At 64.8% G+C, this 21,937-nt stretch carries 23 protein-coding genes and 1 pseudogene; 12 read left to right on the top strand and 12 right to left on the bottom strand.

Features of this window, described 5'->3' with window-relative positions:
• Positions 1-75 precede the first annotated feature (75 nt).
• Positions 76-1,056 (bottom strand): phosphate/phosphite/phosphonate ABC transporter substrate-binding protein, encoded by a 981-nt coding sequence (gene phnD / locus R2601_RS19615; protein ID WP_007801565.1) that lies wholly within the window; start codon positions 1,054-1,056, stop codon positions 76-78.
• A 243-nt stretch (positions 1,057-1,299) separates the two neighbouring features.
• Between phnD and R2601_RS19610 the strand changes: the two genes are divergently transcribed.
• The 3 genes from R2601_RS19610 to R2601_RS19600 all read left to right on the top strand — a co-directional run bounded on the left by R2601_RS19610 (position 1,300) and on the right by R2601_RS19600 (position 5,660).
• On the top strand, positions 1,300-2,034 hold the full coding sequence (locus R2601_RS19610; protein WP_007801563.1) for a response regulator: 735 nt from the start codon (positions 1,300-1,302) through the stop codon (positions 2,032-2,034).
• On the top strand, positions 2,031-4,547 hold the full coding sequence (locus tag R2601_RS19605) for an ATP-binding protein (RefSeq protein WP_007801561.1): 2,517 nt from the start codon (positions 2,031-2,033) through the stop codon (positions 4,545-4,547). The genes R2601_RS19610 and R2601_RS19605 overlap by 4 nt, the downstream gene beginning before the upstream one ends.
• Positions 4,548-4,703: 156 nt before the next feature.
• Entirely contained in the window at positions 4,704-5,660 is a 957-nt protein-coding gene (locus tag R2601_RS19600) for an NAD(P)-dependent oxidoreductase (protein WP_007801559.1), read from the top strand.
• A 19-nt stretch (positions 5,661-5,679) separates the two neighbouring features.
• Here R2601_RS19600 and R2601_RS19595 read toward each other — a convergent pair whose 3' ends face one another.
• The 4 genes from R2601_RS19595 to R2601_RS19580 all read right to left on the bottom strand — a co-directional run bounded on the left by R2601_RS19595 (position 5,680) and on the right by R2601_RS19580 (position 8,897).
• The gene (locus R2601_RS19595; RefSeq protein ID WP_007801556.1) at positions 5,680-6,510 is read right to left on the bottom strand and encodes an ABC transporter permease; all 831 of its coding nucleotides are present in this window, start codon (positions 6,508-6,510) and stop codon (positions 5,680-5,682) included.
• Between the two features lie 10 nt (positions 6,511-6,520).
• Positions 6,521-7,240: an ABC transporter permease gene (locus R2601_RS19590; protein ID WP_007801554.1), complete on the bottom strand. Its 720-nt coding sequence runs from the start codon at positions 7,238-7,240 to the stop codon at positions 6,521-6,523.
• A 70-nt stretch (positions 7,241-7,310) separates the two neighbouring features.
• Positions 7,311-8,087: a transporter substrate-binding domain-containing protein gene (locus tag R2601_RS19585; RefSeq protein WP_007801552.1), complete on the bottom strand. Its 777-nt coding sequence runs from the start codon at positions 8,085-8,087 to the stop codon at positions 7,311-7,313.
• A 36-nt stretch (positions 8,088-8,123) separates the two neighbouring features.
• A complete protein-coding gene (locus R2601_RS19580; RefSeq protein WP_007801551.1) occupies positions 8,124-8,897 on the bottom strand; it encodes an ABC transporter ATP-binding protein in 774 nt (257 codons plus the stop codon).
• A 154-nt stretch (positions 8,898-9,051) separates the two neighbouring features.
• Here R2601_RS19580 and R2601_RS19575 point away from each other — a divergent pair, with 154 nt between their 5' ends.
• On the top strand, positions 9,052-9,714 hold the full coding sequence (locus R2601_RS19575; RefSeq protein WP_007801549.1) for a TetR family transcriptional regulator C-terminal domain-containing protein: 663 nt from the start codon (positions 9,052-9,054) through the stop codon (positions 9,712-9,714).
• Position 9,715: 1 nt separating this feature from the next.
• The gene (locus R2601_RS19570) at positions 9,716-10,915 is read left to right on the top strand and encodes a pyridoxal phosphate-dependent aminotransferase (RefSeq protein WP_007801548.1); all 1,200 of its coding nucleotides are present in this window, start codon (positions 9,716-9,718) and stop codon (positions 10,913-10,915) included.
• Positions 10,916-11,157: 242 nt separating this feature from the next.
• Here R2601_RS19570 and R2601_RS26160 read toward each other — a convergent pair.
• A pseudogene (locus R2601_RS26160) lies at positions 11,158-11,347 on the bottom strand (hypothetical protein); the annotation flags it as partial.
• A gap of 21 nt (positions 11,348-11,368) precedes the next feature.
• Here R2601_RS26160 and R2601_RS19565 point away from each other — a divergent pair.
• From R2601_RS19565 to R2601_RS19555, 3 genes are all read left to right on the top strand, one after another.
• Complete coding sequence (locus R2601_RS19565; protein WP_144266935.1) at positions 11,369-11,584, top strand: hypothetical protein; 216 nt, start codon at positions 11,369-11,371, stop codon at positions 11,582-11,584.
• Positions 11,585-11,717: 133 nt separating this feature from the next.
• Complete coding sequence (locus tag R2601_RS19560) at positions 11,718-12,095, top strand: DUF2255 family protein (protein ID WP_007801545.1); 378 nt, start codon at positions 11,718-11,720, stop codon at positions 12,093-12,095.
• A 49-nt stretch (positions 12,096-12,144) separates the two neighbouring features.
• Positions 12,145-12,915 carry an SDR family NAD(P)-dependent oxidoreductase gene (locus R2601_RS19555; protein ID WP_007801543.1) on the top strand — a complete coding sequence of 257 codons (771 nt, stop codon included), beginning with the start codon at positions 12,145-12,147 and terminating at the stop codon, positions 12,913-12,915.
• A 245-nt stretch (positions 12,916-13,160) separates the two neighbouring features.
• Here R2601_RS19555 and R2601_RS26155 read toward each other — a convergent pair whose 3' ends face one another.
• From R2601_RS26155 to R2601_RS19535, 5 genes are all read right to left on the bottom strand, one after another.
• On the bottom strand, positions 13,161-14,249 hold the full coding sequence (locus tag R2601_RS26155; RefSeq protein ID WP_083793977.1) for an IS30 family transposase: 1,089 nt from the start codon (positions 14,247-14,249) through the stop codon (positions 13,161-13,163).
• Between the two features lie 127 nt (positions 14,250-14,376).
• Positions 14,377-14,667 (bottom strand): CcdB family protein, encoded by a 291-nt coding sequence (locus tag R2601_RS26150; protein ID WP_217626394.1) that lies wholly within the window; start codon positions 14,665-14,667, stop codon positions 14,377-14,379.
• The gene (locus tag R2601_RS19545; RefSeq protein ID WP_007801539.1) at positions 14,655-14,909 is read right to left on the bottom strand and encodes a type II toxin-antitoxin system CcdA family antitoxin; all 255 of its coding nucleotides are present in this window, start codon (positions 14,907-14,909) and stop codon (positions 14,655-14,657) included. Before R2601_RS19545 ends, R2601_RS26150 begins: the two co-directional genes overlap by 13 nt.
• A gap of 189 nt (positions 14,910-15,098) precedes the next feature.
• Positions 15,099-16,400 (bottom strand): alpha-hydroxy acid oxidase, encoded by a 1,302-nt coding sequence (locus R2601_RS19540; RefSeq protein WP_254656086.1) that lies wholly within the window; start codon positions 16,398-16,400, stop codon positions 15,099-15,101.
• A complete protein-coding gene (locus R2601_RS19535; RefSeq protein WP_040545736.1) occupies positions 16,363-17,082 on the bottom strand; it encodes a FadR/GntR family transcriptional regulator in 720 nt (239 codons plus the stop codon). Before R2601_RS19535 ends, R2601_RS19540 begins: the two co-directional genes overlap by 38 nt.
• 116 nt (positions 17,083-17,198) lie before the next feature.
• On the opposite strand from R2601_RS19535, the gene R2601_RS19530 reads away from it, so the two are divergent.
• Positions 17,199-18,116: a 2-hydroxyacid dehydrogenase gene (locus tag R2601_RS19530; protein ID WP_007801532.1), complete on the top strand. Its 918-nt coding sequence runs from the start codon at positions 17,199-17,201 to the stop codon at positions 18,114-18,116.
• 49 nt (positions 18,117-18,165) lie between these two features.
• Here the strand turns inward: R2601_RS19530 and R2601_RS19525 are convergent, their stop codons facing one another.
• Positions 18,166-18,873, bottom strand: coding sequence for a GntR family transcriptional regulator (locus tag R2601_RS19525; protein ID WP_007801530.1), 708 nt, complete (start codon positions 18,871-18,873; stop codon positions 18,166-18,168).
• A gap of 132 nt (positions 18,874-19,005) precedes the next feature.
• Here R2601_RS19525 and dctP point away from each other — a divergent pair, with 132 nt between their 5' ends.
• From dctP to R2601_RS19510, 3 genes are all read left to right on the top strand, one after another.
• Positions 19,006-20,028 carry a TRAP transporter substrate-binding protein DctP gene (dctP, locus tag R2601_RS19520; protein WP_007801528.1) on the top strand — a complete coding sequence of 341 codons (1,023 nt, stop codon included), beginning with the start codon at positions 19,006-19,008 and terminating at the stop codon, positions 20,026-20,028.
• Positions 20,029-20,100: 72 nt separating this feature from the next.
• Positions 20,101-20,622 (top strand): TRAP transporter small permease subunit, encoded by a 522-nt coding sequence (locus tag R2601_RS19515; protein WP_007801526.1) that lies wholly within the window; start codon positions 20,101-20,103, stop codon positions 20,620-20,622.
• Positions 20,612-21,928, top strand: coding sequence for a TRAP transporter large permease (locus R2601_RS19510; RefSeq protein WP_007801525.1), 1,317 nt, complete (start codon positions 20,612-20,614; stop codon positions 21,926-21,928). Before R2601_RS19515 ends, R2601_RS19510 begins: the two co-directional genes overlap by 11 nt.
• The last annotated feature ends 9 nt before the right edge of the window (positions 21,929-21,937 follow it).

Genomic DNA, 21,937 nt, shown 5'->3' with positions numbered 1-21,937 from the left:
CCTGTCCACGATGGGCAGGGCGGCGCAACGTGCCCGGCGCGCATGGGCGCACCGGGCTGGCGATGTCGGAGGGGATCAGTTCGCGGCGAGACCCTGCGGGGTGTATTCCACGCCGTTGGACGCCTGAATCTGGCGGATCACGGCCCACTGATCCTTGTAGGTGATCGGGATGAACTTCGACACGCCGTCGAATTCTTCACCCAGCGCGGTGCCTGCGAAGTCGAAGGAGAAGAACGCCTCTTTCACCTTTTCAGCGAGCTCCGGGTCGAGGTTGTGCGCCATGGTGAAGGAGGTGGTCGGGAACGGGTCGCTCTCCCAGATCTTACGCACCTCGGCGGGATCGTAGAGGCCGCGTTCGGCCATGCGGTCCACCACTTCGGAGGCAACGGGGGCTGCATCGTAGTCACCCGCGACGACGCCCAGCATGGATTGGTCATGCGAACCGGAATAGACCACCTCGTAGTCCTTGTCTGGCTCCACGCCCATATCGGGGAACAGCGCGCGCGGCGCCTGATTGCCGGAGTTCGACGTGGGCGAGGTGTGGGCCACGCGCTTGCCCGCGAGGTCAGCCACTTCCTGAATGTCACTGTCGGCTTGCGTGAAGACTTGAAGTTTGTAGCCGAACTGGCCGTCTTCGGCGCCCATGATCGCAAACGGCACGGCCCCCGCGAGGTTCACCGCGAACGGCGTCGGTCCGGTGGAGAAGCCTGCAACATGCAGGCGACCGGAGCGCATCGCCTCGACCTCTGCGGAGTTGGACTGCACCGCGAAGAACTGCACGTCTTTGCCGGTAACCTCGGAGAGATGCTCGATGAACGGCTCCCAGATGTCGGCATAGACTGCGGGGTCTTCGACCGGGGTATAGGCAAAGACCAGCGTATCGGGATTGGTCAGCTCCGCCGGATCGGTGGGCGTGTCGGCCACGAGATCGCCGTTGGCGTCGCAATAGAGCATGTCGAGCGCGCCGCGTTCGGCGCAGTCCTGCGCATGGGCTGCAATCGTGCTGCACGTCAGGATGCCCAGTGCGGTGGCCGCACGGGTGATGAATGGTGTCATGGTGTCCTCCCTTTGACAGCGAGCGGCGCGCTGGCTCATCTCGCATCATGCTGGCAGGCTAGATGCGACGCGCCGGCGATTGCGAGCATCGAACAGTTAACGAAACCACAGAACACGCGCTGAATTGTTAACAGTATTACAAAGCGGCGCCGGGTGCTTAAAGTCCGATGTGATCTGCGCTACGGCTGGGTCTGGCCGTCGGGGAGGCGGCCTCTTGCCAGCACGTCGCAGGAGGAGCGTCACATGCAGGCCACCCGTCCGATTGACGGCTCGGAGCCGGTCATCGCCATCGTCGATGACGACCCGCAGGTGCGCGAAACCCTGTCGGCGCTGATGCATGACAGCGGGTTCGCGGCGGTCTCCTGTGCGGATATCGACGCCTTTCACGCGCTCGGAGACCCGCCGCCCGTGGACCTCGCGCTGATCGACCTGCGGCTCCGGGGCGAGTCCGGCCTGACGCTGGCGATCCATCTGCGCGAGCGCCACGAGATCCCCATCGTCATGCTGACCGGCGTGGGCGACGAGATCGACAAGATCATCGGGCTGGAAACCGGCGCGGACGACTACCTGATCAAGCCCTTCAATCCGCGCGAATTGGTGGCGCGCATCCGGGCGGTGCTGCGCCGGTACGGCCATGCTTCCGCCCGCGCCGTGGCACCGGGCAAACGGAAGATCGTGTTTGGAGAAAAGCGGATCGATCTCGATGCGCGGCGGCTGCTCGACGGCACGGGCGAAGAGGTGCCCCTGACCAATGCCGAATACCGCCTGCTGGAATTTCTCGCCCGCAATCCCGAACGCGTGGTTCCCCGAGAGGAGCTTCTGGAGGCATTGGGGGCCGATACGCAACGCTACGTCGACCGCACGGTCGACGTGCTGATCCTGCGCCTGCGCCGCAAGATCGAGCGGGTGCCCGCCAAGCCGGTGCATCTGCAAACCCGCCGGGCACGCGGCTATGTGTTCCATCTGGCCGCCGGATGACGTGGTTTCGCGACCTTGGCGTGCGGGTTCGCCTGTCCGCCGCGCTGGCAGTGATGTTCGCGCTCATGCTGCTGGTCAGCGTGATCGGATTGCGGGTCCTTGATCGCACCGAAATCTGGATGAATGTGCTGCATCGCGACACGTTGACCGAGGTTGCCGCCGCGATGGATCTGTCGCGTGAAGCCTCCGATCTTGCGACTTCGGCGCCGTTCCTGTTTGCGCTCTTTACGCCCTACCAGTTGGAACAGGAAGTCGCCGGGGTCATGGCGAACCTCGGCCGCGTGCGACAGTCCTCGGCCAACGATCCCGCGCTGGAGCTGCCGCTGGCGCGGTTGGGGATCGCCATCGAGGATCTGGCACAGGCGCTGCTCCCGCAAAGCGCCCGTCAGGCGGAGCTGGATGCCATCGACCGGGCTCTGGTCCGCCTGAACGCCCGAAGCAGGCGGATGGCACAGGATAACCTGTTGCCGCTGCAAACACGCCAGGACTGGAGCGCGCTCCAGCAGTTGACCGCCGTCGCCCTGGGCGCTGCACGGGCCGAGGAACTGATCGAGCTGGGCGGGTTTGCTCGCGATTTCCAACGCCAGAGCAAAACGCTTGAAACCACGATCGGCAATGACTCGCGCGAAACTTTCGAAGAGATTTCCTCGACCGTGAAACGCGCGAGCGGGTTGTTCGTGCTCAAGCACGGTGATCTGTCCGCCCGGCTTGATGCCGAGAATGCTTTGTTCCGCATCCGGCAGGAAACCCGTCGGGTCAGCGCTTTTGCCGAGACCAAGGTCGCCCAGGCCGAGGGCCGGCTATCCCGGGCCCGTGCCGCGACGTCGAACACTTTGGCCTTCGCGCGCAATGCCTTTCTCGCGTTGATCGTTGCGAGCCTTGTCGTTGCGGTGACCTCCTCGATCTACGTGTCGCGGCACGTCGCACGCAATCTCGAGCGCATCTCCGGCGCCATGCGTCGGCTCGCTTCGGGAAACCTGCGCGTGGACCTGCCCGATCCGCCGACATCCCGCGACGAGATTGGTCAACTGTTCACGGCGTTCGGCGTGTTCCGCGACAACGCCCGCAAACTGGACCGGCGCACGGCGCAGATGCGACAGCAAAATGCGCTGTTTTCGCGCGTTTTTCAAAACATAAAGGATGGCGTCGCGGTCGAGGCGGCGGACGGTCGGATCATCGCCGAGAACGAGAACCTGAGAAACCTGCTCCGCCTGCCGCCGGATATCGAAGGAGCATCCGATCGAATGAGCGGCCTGATCGCAGCCTCCCCTTTCTGCCAAGGGGCCGGAGGAGATGAGCGAGGCGGCTTCGAGGAATATGGTGATCCCGATGGAAACGTGATCGAGATACACAAGTCGCCCCTGCCTGACGGCGGCCAGGTCTGGCTGATCTCCGAGACCACCGAACGCAAGCGCATGGAGGCTCGGCTGGAGGCAATCCGCCGGGTCGAGGCCTTGGGAAAAGTCTCGGGAGAAGTGGCACATGATTTCGGAAATATCCTCTCGAGCATCTCTGGCAACCTCCACCTGCTGGAGCAAGCCGAACCGGAGCGTCGACGCGATTTGCACGGACGACTAGGGGCGGCGGTCGATCTGGGAACAAGCCTGACGGAGCGGCTTTTGGCCTTTGCCCGCAAGCAGCATCTCGCGCCGCAGGTGACGGATGTCTCGGAACTTGTGACGGGCATGGCGGATCTTCTCGAAATCGCCATCCCGGAGCAGGTCTCGCTGATCGTGGACGTTCCCGAGACCCCAGCGACCTGTCTCGTCGATCCCGGCCAGCTTGAGAGCGCCATCCTCAATTTGTGCATCAATGCCAGTCAGGCCATCGTCGCGACAGGTGCCGACGCGGGGCGGATCGTGGTGTCTGTGAAAGCCAGCGACGTGGTCGAGGTCGCGGTACGCGACAGCGGGTGCGGCATGTCCGAAGATGTGCTGCGCCACGCGACGGATCCTTTTTTCACGCGCAGGCAAGATGGCGGCGGCACTGGCTTGGGGTTGTCGATGGTCGACGGCTTTGTGCATCAATCCGGAGGTCGTCTCGACATCGAAACAGCAACCGCCCCCTCATTCCATGGGACGACGGTTACCATGTTCTTCCCGCGACAGGAGGATGCACAAGAGACGTCGCCTCCGGTCAGTCCGAGGACCGCACTGGTCATCGATGATGATCCGGCAGCGCTCACGCGATCCTGCAGCATTCTGGAAGCCCTCGGGGCAGAGGTCATTCGCTCCGCGTCTTATGCGGAGGCGATCGAGGTCTTGAAGGACCTTGAGCATCTCGACCTGATGTTGGCCGATCTTTGGCTTGATGACGGGTTCAGCGGTCGCGATCTGATCGACAGGGCGCGTGGCCTCTTCCCTGATTGTCGTTTCGCGCTTATGTCCACGCGCCGCGCGCCACCGGATTTGCCTCGGACTGTTGCGTTCGTTCCAAAGCCTGTCACTGAAGAACCCTTGCGTGACCTCTACTCCGCCGATCTTCGGGAGACACCTGCTTCGCACGCATCGTGATGAGCGTGCGTCATTCGTGTGAGGAGCGAGGTACCCCTATTCGTGAGACAACGACCGCAGGTTGACACGCCATTTCCTATGGTGTGAGCGGATTGGGATGGCAACTGTTGTACAGTTGTGCAATACGGTGCGCGGTTTTGAAAGGGAGCCGCAACCATGTCCGAGACTACTCCCATCACTGGCGTCTATCTCAGCGCGACAACTGACCTTGATGCGCTCTACGGCGACGCGCTTCGGCGTGCAGCGAAGGATGTCGTGCTGCGTCACCCGGATGAGATCGACCGGCCCGAGGACGTGCGCTTCGCGATCTGCTGGGAGCCGGGGGAAGGGGCGTTCGCGCCCTATCGGAACCTCGGACTCGCCATGTCCGTCGCCGCGGGAGTCGATGCGCTGCTGTCCCATCCGGGCCTGCCGAAAACGGTGGCCGTGGCACGGGTCCGCGATCCGCACCAGGCCGAACTCATGGCGGGCTTCGCAGTCCACGAAGTGCTGCATCATGAGCGTGGCTTTGAAGAAATGGCGCGAAACGCCGCTCAGGCGCGGTGGTCTCCAATCCAAATGCGTGCGCCAGCCGCGGTGCAGGTGGCCGTGCTTGGGCACGGGACCATGGGGCGTGCCGTGGTCCGGGGATTGCGGGCGATTGGCTTTGCCGTCCGTGTCGCCTGCTGCAGCATGCCCGAGCTTCAGCTGGATGGTGTCAGCTACCTGACCGGTCCCGGCGCGGTGACGTCTGCCGCCGAGGGCGCGGACCATCTCGTCAACGTGCTGCCGCTGACCGCCGAGACCGAGAACGTGCTGAACGGGGCGCTCTTCGACCGCCTCGCGCCGGGCGCGTCGCTGGTGCAGATCGGGCGCGGCGAGCATCTTGTCGAGACGGATCTGGAGGCCGCTCTGGACAGTGGACAGCTCAAGGGGGCGACGCTCGACGTCTTCCGCGAGGAGCCGCTTCCGGCAACGCACCGCTTCTGGCGCGACGCGCGGTTGCGGCTGACGCCGCACGTCGCCAGCGACTCGCTGCCGGAGGTGGTGGCCGCGCAGGTCATCGAGACCGCGCGGGCGCTGCGCGACGGGCGACCCATGGCCTATGCCGTGGATCGCTCGCGCGGCTACTGACGGGGCGGAGCGGGCGGGCTCAGTGCCCGCTCGGCACCCGGCCCTCGAGCCAGCGCAGCACGATCGTCAGCGTCCCGCTCAGGCACAGGTAGATGGCGATCAGCAGCAGCAGCGGCTCGTAGGTCAGGTAGGTGTCCTGCCGCACGCGGGTGATGACCGCGTAGAGATCGGTCACGGTGATGGTTGCCACCAGGGGCGTCGCCTTGAGTTGCAGGATGATCTCGCCCGCCAGCGTCGGCAGGGCCCGGTGCACGGCGCGCGGGAACCAGACCCGGCGGAACACCATGAGCCGCGGCATCCCGAAGGCCCGAGCGGCCTCCAGTTCACCGCGCGGCACTCCGGCAAAGGCCCCGCGCATGATTTCGCCCTGATAGGCGGCGAAGGAAAGCGTCAGCGTCAGGAAGCCATAGGGCCAGGCCTGCCGCAGGTAGGGCCAGAGCCACGAGCCGCGTATCTCGGGGAACTGCGCGAAAAGCGCGCCGAGCCCGTAATAGATCAGCCAGAGTTGCAGCAGCAGCGGCGTGCCGCGGATCACCGTGCAGAAGCCGGTTGCCAGCCAGCGCAAAGGCGCCGGGCCGGTCACCTGTACGGCCCCCAGCGGCAGCGCGAGGGCAAAGCCCGCTATGACGCTGGACGCCAGCAATACAAGCGTCACCAGCAGGCCGTCGCCGATCTTGGGCAGGTAGACCGGTAGCCAGCTCCACTCCATCTGGGTGATGATTGCCAGCAGCGCGGCGAGGGCCAGCCCGGCCATGACAAGGCGGTGCGGCATCAGCAGCGGCGCGAGGCGCGCGCGCAAAGGCAGCGCGGGGGCAGGGTGGATCGGGGTGACGATGTCGATATCGGGCATGATACGCTCCTCAGGCGGCGGCCGGCAGGCCGCGGCGGGCGCGCCGCTCTAGCCAGCGCAGGCCGAGGTTCGAGATCAGGGTGAGCGCGAGATAGAGAAGCCCGGCGGCGAAGAAGAACAGGAAGTATTCGCGGGTCGCGGCGGCCGCCTGCTTGGTCACGAGCGTCAGCTCGGAGAACCCGATGACGGCGAGGAGCGCCGTGTCCTTCGTGGCGATCATCCATAGGTTCGCCATGCCGGGAAGCGCGTGCGGGGCCATCGCCGGCAGGGTTACGCGGCGCAACACCCTGAATGGCGACATGCCGAAGGCTTGCGCGGCCTCGATCTGTCCGGGCGGCACGGCGCGGATGGCGCCGCGAAACACCTCGGTTGCGTAGCCGCCCTGCACCAGCCCGATGACGAGGATACCGGCGCTGAGGCCGTCGATGTCGATGCCCTCGCGCCCGAAGGCGGCCATCAGCTGGTTCAGCAGATCGGTGCCCACGTAGTAAAACAGCAGCATCAGTACGAGTTCGGGCACCGCGCGGATGAGCAGCGTGTAGATCTCGGCGATGTCGCGCAGCACGCGGCCGCCGTAGAGCTTGGCAGTGGCGCCGAGCAGGCCGATGACGATGCCCAGCAGATAGCCGCCTGCCGCCAGTTCGACCGAGCGCAGGAACCCGGCGAGAAGCGCTCCGCCCCATCCCGGTGAGGTGAGTGCAAGCAGGCTGAAATCTATTGCCTCGATCATCGTGCGGCTGTGTCCCGTGTTGTTGCAGAGATCGGGCCGCGACTCTCGCGTCGCGGCCCGGAAAGACGGCTCAGCTGCCGTAGATGTCGAAACCCGCGAAGTAGGGCTCGGACAGTGCGTCGTAGGTGCCGTTTTCACGGATTGCCGCGATGCCGGAGTTCACCCGTTCCAGCAGGTCGGTGTCCTCCTTGCGCAGGCCCACACCAACGCCGTTGCCGAGGATCGACGGGTCGCTCTCGACCGCGCCGCGATACTCGCAACAGGCTTCGCCGGCGTCGCTCTCGAGGAACGGCATCAGCGCCAGCATGTCGCCGACCACCGCGTCGATGCGGCCCGCCGCCAGGTCCTGCAGCTCTTCGTCCACCGTCGGGTAGCTGCGGATATCCGCGGCGGCCTCGGAGAAATGCGCGCGGGCGTAAGTCTCGTGGATGGTGCCCACCGAGACGCCGAGATAGGCGCCCTCGATGCCTTCGGCGGAGGGCTGGATCTCGGTCTCCTTCAGGGCGATCACGCCGGTCGGCGTGTCATAGTATTTGTCGGAGAAGGCGATCTGCTTGGCGCGCTCCTCGGTAATGCTCATGGAGGCGACGATCATGTCGATCTTGCCGGTGTTGAGCGCCGGGATGATGCCATCCCAGGCCACCGGGGTGATCACGCAGTCGGCCTCGATCTCGGCGCAGAGCGCATCGGCGAAGTCGATCTCCCAGCCGCTCCAGTTCCCGCTCGAGTCGGGGCTGTAGAAGGGCGGATAGGGCTCGGCGGCGATACCGACCTTGTAGGGGTCCGCGAGGGCCGGGGCGGCGAGCGCGGCGGCGGCAGTGGCGGCGAGCGCGAGTGTCTTGAACATGGTGTCTCCTCTGTTTGGTGTCTTGGTGTCGCGCGATCAGGCGATCGAGCGGATGAATTGCTGAAGGTGCGGCGAGCGCGGATCTCCGAAGATCTGCTCGGGCGGGCCCTGCTCCTCGATGCGGCCGTCCTTCAGGTAGACGACGTGGCTGGCGACATCGCGGGCGAAGCTCATCTCGTGCGTGACGAGGATCATCGTGCGCTTCTCGGCGGCGAGGTCGCGGATCACGTTGAGCACCTCGCCGACCAGCTCCGGGTCGAGCGCTGAGGTCGGCTCGTCGAAGAGCATCGCCAGCGGCTCGACCGCCAGCACTCGCGCGATGGCGCAGCGTTGCTGCTGACCGCCGGACATGTGTGCGGGATAGGCGTCTTCCTTCTCGGCGAGGCCGACGCGGTCGAGCACCTGCCGGGCGCGGGCGACGGCCTCGTCCCGGGATATGCCCAGCACCTGCACCGGCACTTCGATCACGTTGCCGAGCACGGTGCGATGCGGCCACAGGTTGAAGTTCTGGAACACCATGCCGAGTTGCGCGCGGATGCGTTGCAGCTGTCGGCGGTCCGCCGGTTCGAGGCCGCCGTCACGGGTGGGGCGCATCGCATAGGTCTCGCCGTGAATGGCGATGTCTCCGGCGCTCGGGGTCTCGAGCATATTGATGCAGCGCAGCATCGTGGACTTGCCAGAGCCCGAGCCGCCGATCACCGCCACCACGTCGCCGGGGCGGGCGGTGAGCGAGATGCCCTTGAGCACCTCAAGATGTCCGAAGCGCTTGTGCAGGTCGCGGATTTCTACCGCCGGCGTGGCGTCGTTCATGGCTGTCCCTCTGCCAAATCCGGGCGTTCCCGGGTGGCTCTTCCCTTGCAATTTCTTCGCTGTTGTACGACTGTAAAACAAATATCGACGAGGAAGTCAAAGTGACGATACGGAACACGCTCGACATGATGCGTTTTGCGGCGAGAGGCTGGGCGTGACCCGGCGTGCCTACAGCCGCCTGTCACAGGACCGTCGCCGCACCGACCTGCTGGAGGCGACGCTGTCCTGCGTCGCCGATCTCGGGCTCGACCGGGCCGGGGCGCGGCAAATCGCCGAGCGGGCCGGGGTCTCGGCGGGCCTGATCCGGCACTACTTCCCGTCGAAGGACGAGATGGTGCGTGCGGCCTATGCCTACCTGATGGGTCAGATGACTGCCGCCGCTGAAGATTCCGGGGCCGGGGATGAGCAGTCGCCCGAGGCGGCGCTGGCGGAAGTCATCGCGGCAAACTTCGCGTCGCCGAGCCTGTCGGGGGTGAAGGTCTCGCTCTGGGCCACCTTCGTGGGGCGTGTGCGCGTCGATCCGGCCTATGCCGACATCCATCGCGAGGGCTACCGGGAGTTCCTCGATCTGCTCGAGGCGCGAATCCACCCGGTGCTGGTGGCGCAGGGCGGCCCGGCGGACCCGTCGCGGTGCAAGCAGCTCGCCATCGCGCTCAACGGGCTGATCGACGGCCTGTGGATCGAGGGCTCGCTGGGCCACGGGCTCTACGACGCGCGGCGGCTTCCGGCCATCGCGCTCGGCGCTGCCGAGGGCATCCTTCGCCTGCCCGACACAACGCTGACGCGCCATTTGGCGCTCGAAGACGAAAGGAGCTGACATGCGGTATGCCGCGATCACCGAACGCCTGCGCACCCTAGGAGGGGACAAGTGGGCCGTGCACAACGCCGCGCGCGCCCGGCGCGATGCGGGCGAAGAGATTCTCGAACTGACCATCGGCGAGCCCGACATCTCGCCCGCGCCTGAACTGATTGAGCACTGCGTCGCCTCGCTGCGCGCTGGCCGCACGCAGTACTCCAACGGGCGCGGCGAGCCCGGGCTGGTCGATGCGCTGGTCGAGGCCTACCGCCCGCGCCATCCACAGATTGGCGCCGAGAACGTGCTGTGCTTTCCCGGCACGCAAACCGCGCTCTTCGCGGTGATGCTGGGGCTCGTCGGGCCGGGCGAGGGGGTGCTGATCGGTGATCCCTACTACGCCACCTACGAGGGCGTGGTGTCCGCCGCGGGCGGTCACGTGCAGGCGGTGCCGCTGCACATGGAGCGGGATTTCGTGCTGCAGCCTGCGGACCTGCGCGCGGCGATCACGCCCGACAGCCGCGTGCTGCTGCTCAACACGCCGCACAACCCGACCGGCGCGGTGATTGACCGCGCGACGCTGGAAAAGCTGGGGACGATCTGCGCCGAGCACGATCTGTGGATCGTCTGCGACGAGGTTTACGCTGAGCTGATCTTCGAGGGCAGCTTCACGTCGCCGCTGGAGATCGAGTCACTGCGCGAGCGTGTCGTGGTGGTGTCTTCGATCTCCAAGAGCCACGCGGCCACCGGCTTCCGCAGCGGCTGGGCCATTGGACCGGCGGAGTTCTGCGCCGCGCTGCTGCCGATTTCCGAAACGATGCTGTTCGGCAACCAGCCGTTCATCGCCGACATGACCGAGGCCGCGCTGCGCGGCGATTTCGACACGTCGGCGCGGATGCGCGAGGCCTTCGGACGGCGCGCGCGGATGCTCTGTGATCGGCTGAACGCGGTGCCGGGCCTCTCCGTGCAGATGCCCCGGGGCGGCATGTTCCTGATGCTCGACGTCGCGGGCACCGGGCTGAATGGCGAGGCCTTTGCCTGGAGGCTGCTGGACGAGCAGGGGGTGGCGGTGATGCCAGGCAGTGCATTTGGCGGCAACGGCGATGGGCTGGTGCGGGTTGCGCTGACCGTCCCGGATGCGGAGCTTGAAGAGGCGGCGCGGCGCGTAGACGCTCTCTGTGCTGACCTGTCTGTGCGTTCAGTCCCGTCGACCGCCATGCTCTAGCGCAGCATCCTGCCGAGAGGTGCCACTCTTGACCCGCTCGATATCCTGATTTCGAGGCGCTGGATGCCGGATCAATTTGCGCTGCCGAGCACGCCGATTGGCGGCTTTCCGATACGCGGCAGCGCCGTAATAGGCTCAGGATCCATCGATTTGAGCTGCGTGAGATGACTCCCGGAGCTTTCGTTTGGGTGACGCGGCTTGATCAGGGGGAAGACAATCAGCTTCGCGGCGTATTTTTTTCAGCAACGCTGATGGCGTGTGCGGGGGAAGACCTCATCCATCGCTTTCCAGAATCCGAGGGCGCCGTCCGCTGCCCGGCAGTGCATAGCCAAAGGCAGTGTCACGAGAGGGGCCGACAGCAAATTTCGGCGCGAGCGCCAGACCGCTGGCCCTGAAATCGACCAGTGGTTCGCGCCAGCTATGTGCGCTTTCGCCTGCCTCCCGGCGCTGCAGATGCGCGCGATGCACGCGGCCTCCGACGCGCCGGCCTCGATGACCATCGCCGCTTTCAGCCTCGGCAACGCCGTCGGCGCCGGGATCGGCGGGCTCGCGCTCAGGGCGGGCTGGTGGCGCTGTGCCTCGGTGCCCGTGGCCGGCGCGGTGCGGGCCTTCGTGGGCTTCGTAGTGATCTGGCTGATGTGTGACCGCGTTCGCGTGGCGGCGGATTGAGCCAGGCAAAGTTGGCAAGGCCCGAAACGGTTTCATGAATATTCATCATGGCCGGCGTGATTGTCCGAGAGCTAATTCCCGGCGATTTCAACGCCATATCCTTATCCACAGAGCAACAAACCCGGAGGGCACCATGGGCTGGAGCAACAGCGAACTCGAGCGGATCGCGGTGGCGGATGATTTCCGCATCGCGCCGCTGCGCGAGGACGGCCGGACCACGGGCACGCCGACCTTCATCTGGTCCGTGGTGGTGGAGGGCGCGCTCTACGTGCGCGCATATAGTGGCCCCGGGTCAAGCTGGTTCCGCGCTGCTCTGCAACAGAAGGCCGGCCAGATCAGCGTGGCAGGGATGACCCGCGACGTTGTCTTCGATGCCGCGGACCCGGCGCTCAACGACTGCATCGACGAGGCCTACCGGGCGAAATACGGCCACAGCCGCTACCTCGCACCGATGGTTTCCGAGCGGGCACGCGCCGCGACCGTGCGGGTCGCGCCGGCCGAAACCGATTGAAACTTTGGGGCCGGCCCGGTGCCGCGCCCCACACGATAGGACGAAAATCATGAAACAGCTTCTGACCGGCAAGACCGCCATTGTGACCGGGGCAAGCAAGGGCATCGGCCTCGCCATTGCCGAGCTCTATGCCGAGGAAGGCGCCAACGTGGTGATGACCGCGCGCGGCAAGGATGCGCTCGAGGACGCCGTCGCGACGATCAACGCCAGAGATGGCGGACGGGCGCTGGCCGTGGTGGCCGACAGCGCCGATCCCGAAGCGCCGGCGCGCGTGTTCAAGGAGGCAATTGACGCCTTCGGCCAGGTCGACATCCTTGTGAACAACGCCGGTGTCGGCGAGATGTACGCCATCGAGAAGACCTCGACCGAGCATTTCGACGAGATCATGCAGATCAACCTCGCGGGCCCGTTCCGCTTCTGCCGCGAGGCGGTCAACCACATGATGCCGCGCAACGAGGGCCGGATCATCAACGTGAGCTCGGTGAATGGCACCACGCCGATCTGCGGCGTCGCCTACACGACCACCAAGGGCGGCATCAACACCATGACCCTCAACATCGCCATGCGCCTCTCGGGCACCAAGATCCGCTGCAACGCCATCGCACCAGGCGTGACCGACACCGACGCGGCGCGCGCCTGGGCCGCCGGTGAACAGGAAGGCGGCGGCGAGATGCTGGAATTCTCCGACAAGTACACCAACACCACCGTTCCGGGCACCGAACCTATCGACCAGGCCTACGCGGCGCTCTACCTTGCCTCCGACATGGGTCGCGCCGTCACAGGGCAGGTCATCCAAGTGGATAACGGCCAATTTCTCTGAGCTGTTTTCGACCAGTCCATTCCGGCCCTCGTCCCAAATCCTGGGGCGAGGGCATTTTCGGGTTCGCCAAGAAGGCCAGCCGATGAACCGACGCACTCTCTTTCGTTCCGGCGCCGCGGCGCTCGGTCTTGGCGCTGTCGGTGGGCTCTTTGCCTCCTGCGCGCAAGTTTCGCGCAACCCGTATTACAGCGGCCCGGTGAGCGATCATTTCGACGGCACGCGCTTCTTCAACCCAATTGTGCACGCTACTCAAAGCGCGATTTCCATGGCTTGGGACGGTAGGGGCGTCGGCCGATTTCCTCCAGCATCTTTTCGCGGAAGACCTCGGCCAGGGTCCGCCATCCGAGGCATTTGCGAGGCGTGTTGTTGAGCTGGTCGCAGAGTTGCTTCAGCTCGAGCTCCGTCATGGCCGCGACGTCGCGCTGCCTTGGAAGCCAGCGCCGGAGCCGGCGGTTGGTGTTCTCGACTGTGCCTTTCTGCCAGGGCGAGGAGGGGTCGCAGAACCAGGTCTGGGTTCCGAGCTGGGCCTGCAGGTGCGGCCATGACACGAACTCCGTGCCGCGGTCGAAGGTGATGGATCTGCGGCCCGCCACGGGAAGATCCCGCACCGCCTTCGCAATCTGCTTCATGACCGGTTTCGTGCGCCTGTTCGCATTCTTCAGCAGCACGGTGAACCTGCTGACGCGTTCGACAAGAGAGGTGACGTTGGTCGGACCAAGGGATCGCTTGAACAGTATCAAATCGCCTTCCCAGTGACCGAATTCCCTGCGGTGTGCGACATCATCCGGGCGCAACAGGATACTGACATCACGGTCGAATTTTGGAGCCCGGCGCTTCCGGGCGCGACGCGGCCGGCGGGCCTTACGGTGTTCGGGCAGGTACCACCAAAGCTCCTGCGCCCTGCCTTCCTTCGAGTAGATGTAGCGGTATACAGACCCGAAGCGACGCACCTTCCTGGACCAGCCGGTTGCCGATCTGCGCAGGCGTCCCGTCGACCGGCAGGCGCATGCGCAGCATGCTGCCGAGAGGGGGCCGTTCTTGATCCGCTCGACGACCTGATTTCGAAGCTCTGGATGCCGGATCAATTTGCGCTGCCGAGCACGCCGATTGGCGGCTTGCTGATGCGCGGCGGCGCCGTAGTAGCCATCATAACCCGGCAGGCACTCATCGCTGAACCAGTCACGCTTGATCCCGCGATAGATGGTGGCTTTCGAGCGCTGAAGGACGCGCGCCATCTCCCGAACCGGGATTTTCGCGAGCTTCCAACGTTCGATCTGAACAGGTTCCTTGAAGTTCAGTGCGTATATACCGCTCCCATGGCAGGCTCTCTCCATTAGATAACCGACTGTTTTCTTAATGAGAGTTGCACTTGAGGGTAGCGCGTACCCGTGAAGCAAACCATTATACGCAGAATAGGGATTATGGATAGATTATGTCCGCAAGCCGTGTTGGCTGGATAGACTAAACACCTGACATCAGGACATCGACAGCTTTCGTAACGAGATCGCCTTGATGTGCGACCGTTCCGTTTCGGCGCAAACTCGTCCGTCGAACAGCCGCAATCAGCCTCGTCGCAAGGATCAGACGCTTGCCGTCATGCTGGAGCTCGGGATTAAGGTGCCGAACCGCAGGGTAGTCGGGAAGAAGGGGAATGACGACGACCGCAGGATCAGGCGGCAGAAGTTCGCTTTCGACGACGACCATGAGAACGCCATTGTATTCCGCGACATCGAAACGGCTCAACTCTTCCACGAAGATCCTCCGGGAGCGACGATGATGTCAGCCAAGGGGTGCCCGTTTCGCTCATGCCAGTCCGACTGGGCAGTGAACGCATCCGCGTTTTCGGCAAGCCATTTCTCGCTTCTTGCGGCTGCGACAGCCTTGACCAACGCCGCCTCGGCGACGGCTGAGACATTGAGGCCAAGCTCCTTTGCAAGGTCGAGCGCTTCAGCATCAAGGGTCAGAGACGTCTTGCGCCGGTTTTGCAATACCATCCAATCATACTCTTTTTTGATACCTCAAATATATACCGCCTCGGCCCTGACACAAGACCTCGAATGCCGACACTTCAAGTCAGCCAACACGGCATGCGGACATCTCCTATGTATAAGAGGCCGTGGCTTTACTCAGCAGCACGTGTCGCCTCTGCTCGGACATTTATCGTCTCAGTACACCCGTGACGCTCATGTCGCACGAGCGATAGGAGGGGCCCGGCGCTGCAAGAGCTCCGAGGCCGGGGTGACCGGACATCGGAAGCGCGCCAGAGACAAGGCCTCTGCACTCATCTCAGGGATGGTGGTCAGCCCCAGCATACCCATGTCGGCGCGCAGCTCGTTCACCAGGAGCCGGATCGCGTGATCCACTCCGGGCTGCCCGGCCACCGTTGCGGCGTAATTGAAGGGCCGGCCAAGAAACACGAAAGCAGCCCCAAGGCCGAGCGCCTTCAGGATGTCGGTGCCGCGCCAGAAACCGCCATCAATCATGACCGGCATATCCGGCACCGCCGCCACGACCCTGGGCAGCGCCCGCATCGGGGACAGCGCATGGTCGAGCTGGCGGCCGCCATGGTTGGAGACGACAATCGCGTCGGCCCCGGTGTCACGCGCCCGGATCGCATCCTGTGGGTGCAGGATCCCCTTGAGAACAAGCTTGCCCGTCCATTCCCGCCGCACCTGTTCGACCTGCGCCCAACTGAGGCGCTCGCGACCGGAAAAGTCCCGAACCGCCCTGCTCGAGAGCAGCGGCGCGCCACGCCCGGCATCGGCGTTTTCGAAATACGGCATGCCGTGCTGTGCGAAGGTCCGAAGGAAAGTGCCGATCGCCCAGCCGGGATGAGTGATGCCGTCCCAGGCCAGCTTGAGACTGGGCCGCAACGGTGTCTTGTAGCCATTGCGCACGTTGTTTTCGCGGCTCGGCACGACGGAGCTGTCGACGGTAATGACGAAGGTGTCGATGCCGGTGGCCGCCACGCGCTTGAGCAGGGCCGAGACATCCGCCGCATCCGGCGGCAGATAGGCCTGATACCAGACGCCCGGCGCCGCCTCGGCGATCTCCTCCATGCGGATCAGAGAGGCGGCGCTGATGACCATCGGTATGCCTGCGGCCACTGCGGCTGTCGCGAGCGCGAGATCGCCGCGATAGCCACTGAGCGAGGAGACGCCCATCGGCGCGATGCCGAACGGGGCCGCGTAGGTTCGGCCCAGAAGCTCGGTCTCGAGCGATCTGCTCGAGACATCGCGCAGGACGCGGGTGACGAAGTCGATCTCGGCGAAGGCGGCTTGGTTGCCCTCCAGCGCAGCGTTGGTCTCGGCCGCGCCGGAGATGTAACCGAAGATCGGCTTCGGTAATTTACGTGCCGCGGCCCTTTCGAAATCGCGCAGCGACAGGATCCTGCGCAGTCTCCGCTCAACAAAGGCATTCGCACCACGCGCGATCAGCGAGGGTGTGTCAGTCATTCCGTTCCGCCTTTCCAGTGCGCGCGCCACCGATCTCCGCGAGCACGCGCGAGAGGTGCTTTTGCATAGCGCTTTCGGCGGCCTCCGGCTCGCGGGCGATAATGGCATCGCAGATTGCCACGTGATCGGCGTGATTTCTTTCTCTCGACGGGCGGTCATGCATGGCGAGGATGCGCTTCTGCTCGGCGCCGAAGACCTTGATCAGCGACAGGATCGTGTCGGTAAGGATCGGGTTGTCGGCGGCCTCAGCAATCCGCGCGTGGATGCTCATGTTGGCCTTGTGTTCACCGCCGGCGCCGCTCAGGGCGCGCTCGGCGGCTTCGATGGCTTCACGCAGAGCCTCGGCCTGCGGATCGGTGATGTTCCGCGCCGCCTTGGCGGCAACTGCGGGCTCGATGGCGAGACGTGCGTCGAGCAGGTGAAGCAATGTCTGGTCATGGCCCTGCAGCGCATCGGGATGACCGGTGATCACCGGCAGGCGCGTACGCGTCAGGTAAATGCCCGAGCCGTGTCGGATCTCGACCGCGCCAAGATTGGCGACCCGTTGCAGCGCCTCGCGCATGGTCGGCACCGAGACCCCGAAGCGCTCCGAGAGCGCCTTGATCGAGGGCAGCCGGTCGCCCGGCCCGAGCCGCTCCTCCCGCGCCACCTGCAGCACCGCCTGAACCAGCGTTTCGGTCAGCGATGGAAATCTGTCGAGAGGGTGGGCCACGCGTGCCTCCAATGTGAACAAGTCATCAGATGAATAGTTGACTAAGCCGAAACCGTCAATATGGTCGAGCTCGTTCATGCCGGGGCGACAAGCCTGCGGCCCAAAAGGAGATTGCGATGACGACCCGACCCCTCGTGCTCAAGGCTGCCAAACTCCCCGGCGAAATTGCTTCGGCGCTCTCTGCATCGCTCGACGTGCTGGAGTTGCCGGAGGACGACGGGGAGATCGCTGCGCTGTTGCAGACCTGTGGATCGCGGGTCCGAGGTCTCGCGGTGAGGAAGCGTCAGATCCGCGCAGAGTTGCTGGACCGCCTGCCGGCGCTCGAGATCGTCGCGAGCTATTCTGCCGGGCTGGAGAACGTTGATACCGAGCACTGCCGCCAACGCGGCATCACGGTCACCAACACCTCGCACATCCTCGCCGAAGAGGTCGCCAACCTGACGGTGATGCACTGCCTCGCGGTGACCCGGCAACTCGTGCGCGCGCATGACTTCGTTCGCTCCGAGGCGTGGACGCGCGGGCAATTCCCGCTCACCCATTCACTCAGTGGCATGGAGGTGGGCATCATCGGGCTGGGGCATATCGGCAAGGCCATCGCCCGCCGGCTCGAGGTGATGGGCGCGCGTGTCAGCTATTATGGCCCCCGGAAGAAGCCGGTCGAGCTGCCCTATTTCGACAGCCCCGAGGCGCTGGCGGAGGCCACGCAGATGCTGGTCGCCTCGTGCCCGCTCAGCGATGCGACGCGCGGGCTGGTGAGCCGGGAGGTGATCGCGGCTCTGGGATCGGAGGGCTACCTCGTGAACATCTCGCGCGGCCCGATCGTCGACGAAACCGCTCTGATAGAGGCGCTTCGGGCGGAGCGGCTGGCTGGCGCTGCCCTGGACGTGTTCGAGAACGAACCTCACGTGCCGGAAGCGCTCAGGATGCATCCCTCGGTGATCCTGACGCCGCATATCGGTTCGGGCACGGAGGAAACCCGGCGCCAGATGGGCCTGTCGATGGTGACGTCACTGAAGACCGCACTGGGAGCCTGACACGGCACACCGCCCTGCGCTCGCGCGCAAACAGACCCTATCGCGCGCCTCAGGCGACGAAGAAGTCCGGGTTCCGCTCGCGGATCTCGTCGGCCATGGCCAGCGTCCCGGAAAGATGCTCGCGGAGCACGGCGCGGGCAGCCTCCACGTCGCCGCGCTCGATCGCCTCGAGAATGCGGGTGTGGCAGCCGACGATGGATTCGGACTTTCCCGGCGCGGGCAGGTTCAGTTTTCTCAGCCGGTCGATATGGCCGGACCGCGCTTCGATCACCGACGACAGCGCCTCCATTCCGATCGCTTCGTAGAGCGCATGGTGGAAGGCGCGGTCGAGCCGGACGAAGGAGGACAGGTCATTCGCATCATGCGCCGCTATTTGCTGCGCGAGGCTCGAGCGTGCCGGCTGGACCGGCGCCGAAGCGCCCATCGCGGCCAGGCGACTGACGATCTCGAGCTCGAGCGATAGGCGCAGGAAATGGGTCTCCCGTGCATGTGACAGGTCGATCTTGGACACCTCCGTCTTGGACTGGGGGTAGATGTGGATCAGCCCCTCCTCCTCGAGCTTGATGAGCGCGTCACGCACCGGAGTCAGGCTGACCTGATATTCGGCGGCGATCTCCGAGCGGGAAATGTACTGACCCGGCGCCAGATCGAGATTGAGGATTCGCTCGCGCAGCGAATCGTGCAGCGCAACGCTGGCAGACGCGCGACGGATCATCGGGCGGCGGCGCTGGGAAGAGGTCATCATGTCGTTCGGCACGGGTGTGATCGCCTTGAGTCCTTCACGTTCGCCGGCAACTATAAACAAGTCTTGCTCGATGGACACTAATATATTAGCACATTAGATGACCGGGGAGGAGGGCTTCCCGGACGATCAGGGGGAGGAACCCAGATGAACTTCGCGAAAGCAGCACTGTTTGCAGGCTGCGCCACCGTCATCGCCACGGTCGCGCCTGCAGAAACCTTCAACATCCAGACCTCGTTCAACGCCGGCGACTTCTCGACGCAGTATCTGACCGAGAACTGGCTTCCGAAAATCAAGGAACGGACCGACGGCCGTGTCGAGGTCATCCTGACGCCGAACAGTTCGGTGGTTCCCGCGCGCGACACACAGGAAGCCATCGCCGCAGGGGTGATCGACGGCGACTGGACCTCGGCGTCCTATTTCGTCGGGGTTGAGCCGGCATATGGTCTGCTCGGCGATCTCATCGCGGGCTACGACACGCCTGAGCAGATGATGGGCTTCTGCCGCGAAGGCGGCGGCGAGGAGCTGTTCCAGAAAGCGGCCGAAAGCCTCACGGGCGGCGAGGTCAAGGTCGTGGCATGCGGGCCCTATTCGCGCGAGGCGCTCGCCTCCCGTGTGCCGATCCGCACCTTCGAGGATCTTCAGGGCAAGAAAATCCGCTCTCCAGAGGGCATGGCCTCGGCGGTGTTTCAGGCTGCCGGCGCCTCGCCCGTCAGCATTCCGTTCTCCGAGGTCTTCGGGGCGCTCGAGAAGGGCATCGTCGACGCGGCCGACGCTTCGGCTTACGTCAACAACGATGCGACCGGCATGCAGGACGTGGCCCCCTACCCGCTCTACCCGGGCATCCACTCCATGCCGAACATGCAGTTCACAGTGAACATGGAGAAGTGGGAGTCGCTGTCGGAGGAAGACCAGACTGCGCTGCGCGACTGGTGGTACGAGGCCCAGTCGGCGATGCGCGACGAGGTCCACAAGCTCGATCAGGAGCTCGCAGCGCGTGATGATGCCTCTGAAAAGATCGAGGTCATCAACTGGGCGCAGGAAGACCGTGACCAGATGCGCGAAGTCGCGCGCGGTCAGTGGGAAGAATACGCCACCAAGTCCGACCTCGCGAAAGAGGTCTACGACGCGCATATCGCTTACATGACCGAGATCGGACTGCTCAAGTAAGCATCCGCCCCACCGCCCTGGCGTCGTGCGACGCCGGGGCGGCCCTGTCCCAACATTCTCGTGGAGAAAGCGATGTCTCGCCTTCTTGCCCGCTATGCCGACGGCATGGACCGCGTCAGCGTCTTTGTCGGCCAGGCCTGCTCTGTCCTGTTTTTCACCTGCATCGCCATATCCGCGCTCGAAGTGGTGCTTCGCTACGGCTTCGACCGGCCCACGGTGTGGTCGACCGAGCTGGCGATGACGCTTTGCGCCACGGCCTGGGTTCTGGCGGTGGGCTTCGTGACCGAGCGCAACCGCCACATCTCGATCACCATGCTTGAACTGGTGGTCAGCCCGAAGCTCTGGCGGCTGTTCCGGCTGCTGCAGATGATGATCGCCTTCGGCTCGATCCTCGTGCTCACCATCGCGCTCTGGAAGCCGGCGATGAAGGTCCTGTCGCGCACCGAATACGCCGGCACCGCACTGAACTCGATCCAGCCGACGATCTTCAAGGTGCTGATCGTGATCGGCTGCCTCCTCTACCTCGCCCAGCTGGCCGCGAACATAATTCGCTGGGTCCAGCGCACCGAAGGAGACCTGTCCAGTGGGCATTGAATACATCACCCTCCTGATCGTGATCTCGCTGCTGGGGCTGATGGCGCTCGGCGTGCCGCTCGGCATCACGACGCTCACGGTCTCGTTGGCCACGGCCATCCTCTATTTCGGCACCCGCGCCGGCTTCTTCATCGTTGCCGCCAACGTCAGCGAGGTGCTGCACAAATACGAACTGATCGCGGTGCCGTTCTTCGTCTTCATGGCGAACGTGCTGGAACGATCAGGCATCGCCAAATCCCTCTTCGACTCCATGGCGATCATGGGCGGGCGCTTTCGTGGCTCGGTCGGCGTGCAGACCTGCATCGTCGCCGTGGTGCTGGCCGCCATGTCCGGCATCATGGGCGGCGAGATCGTCATGCTCGGCCTCATCGCGCTGCCGCAGATGCTGCGGCTGGGCTATGACAAGCACCTCTCGATCGGCATCATCTGTGCCGCAGGCGCGCTGGCCACGCTGATCCCGCCCTCGGTCGTGCTCATCATCTACGGCCTGGCCGCGCAGGTCTCGATCACCAAGCTCTTCGCCGCCTCCGCGGTGCCGGGGCTGATCCTCGCCTCGCTCTACATCACCTACATCCTCATCCGGGTCCGGCTGAAGCCCTCCATGGCGCCGATCTACGACATCCCGGAAACCGGCCTGCCGTTTCTCCAGCGCCTGAAGTTCCTCAAGGGCATTATCCTGCCGGGCGTGCTGATCGGCACGGTTCTGGGGATTATCTATTCCGGCATCGCCACCGTAACCGAGGCCGCCGCCATTGGCGCCGTGGGCGCCCTGGTGGTCGCCGCGGTGCGCGGCGAGCTGCGCTGGAAGATGGCGCGCGACGCCATGCGCCAGACCGTGCTCACCGTGGGCTCGATCATCTGGCTGGTGCTTGGGGCGGTCTCGCTGATCGGCATCTACAACCGCATCGGCGGCGGCGAGTTCCTGCGCGGCATCCTGACCGGGCTCGACGTCGCCCCGATCATGGTGATCGTCGTGATGATGCTGATCGTGATGGTGCTCGGCACCTTCCTCGAATGGATCGCGATCATCTTCATCACCGTGCCGATCTTCGCCCCTGTCGTGGTCGATCTCGGCTTTGATCCGGTCTGGTTTGGCGTGCTCTTCGCCATGAACATCCAGATGTACTATCTCTCGCCCCCGTTCGGGCCTGCCTGCTTCTTCCTGAAGTCGGTCGCCCCGAAAGGCGTCGAGCTGCAGGACATCTTCGTCGCCGTGCTGCCCTTCATCGCGCTGCAGGCCGTCGGACTGTTCCTGGTGCTCTTCATACCCGAGCTGGCGCTCTGGCTGCCCTCGCTGATGGAATAGGAGACCCCA

This window comes from Salipiger bermudensis HTCC2601 (assembly GCF_000153725.1).
GTDB classification, from domain to species: Bacteria; Pseudomonadota; Alphaproteobacteria; order Rhodobacterales; family Rhodobacteraceae; genus Salipiger; species Salipiger bermudensis.
The sequence above is the reverse complement of the archived record's forward strand: the minus strand, read 5'-3'. Positions and strand labels throughout refer to the sequence as shown.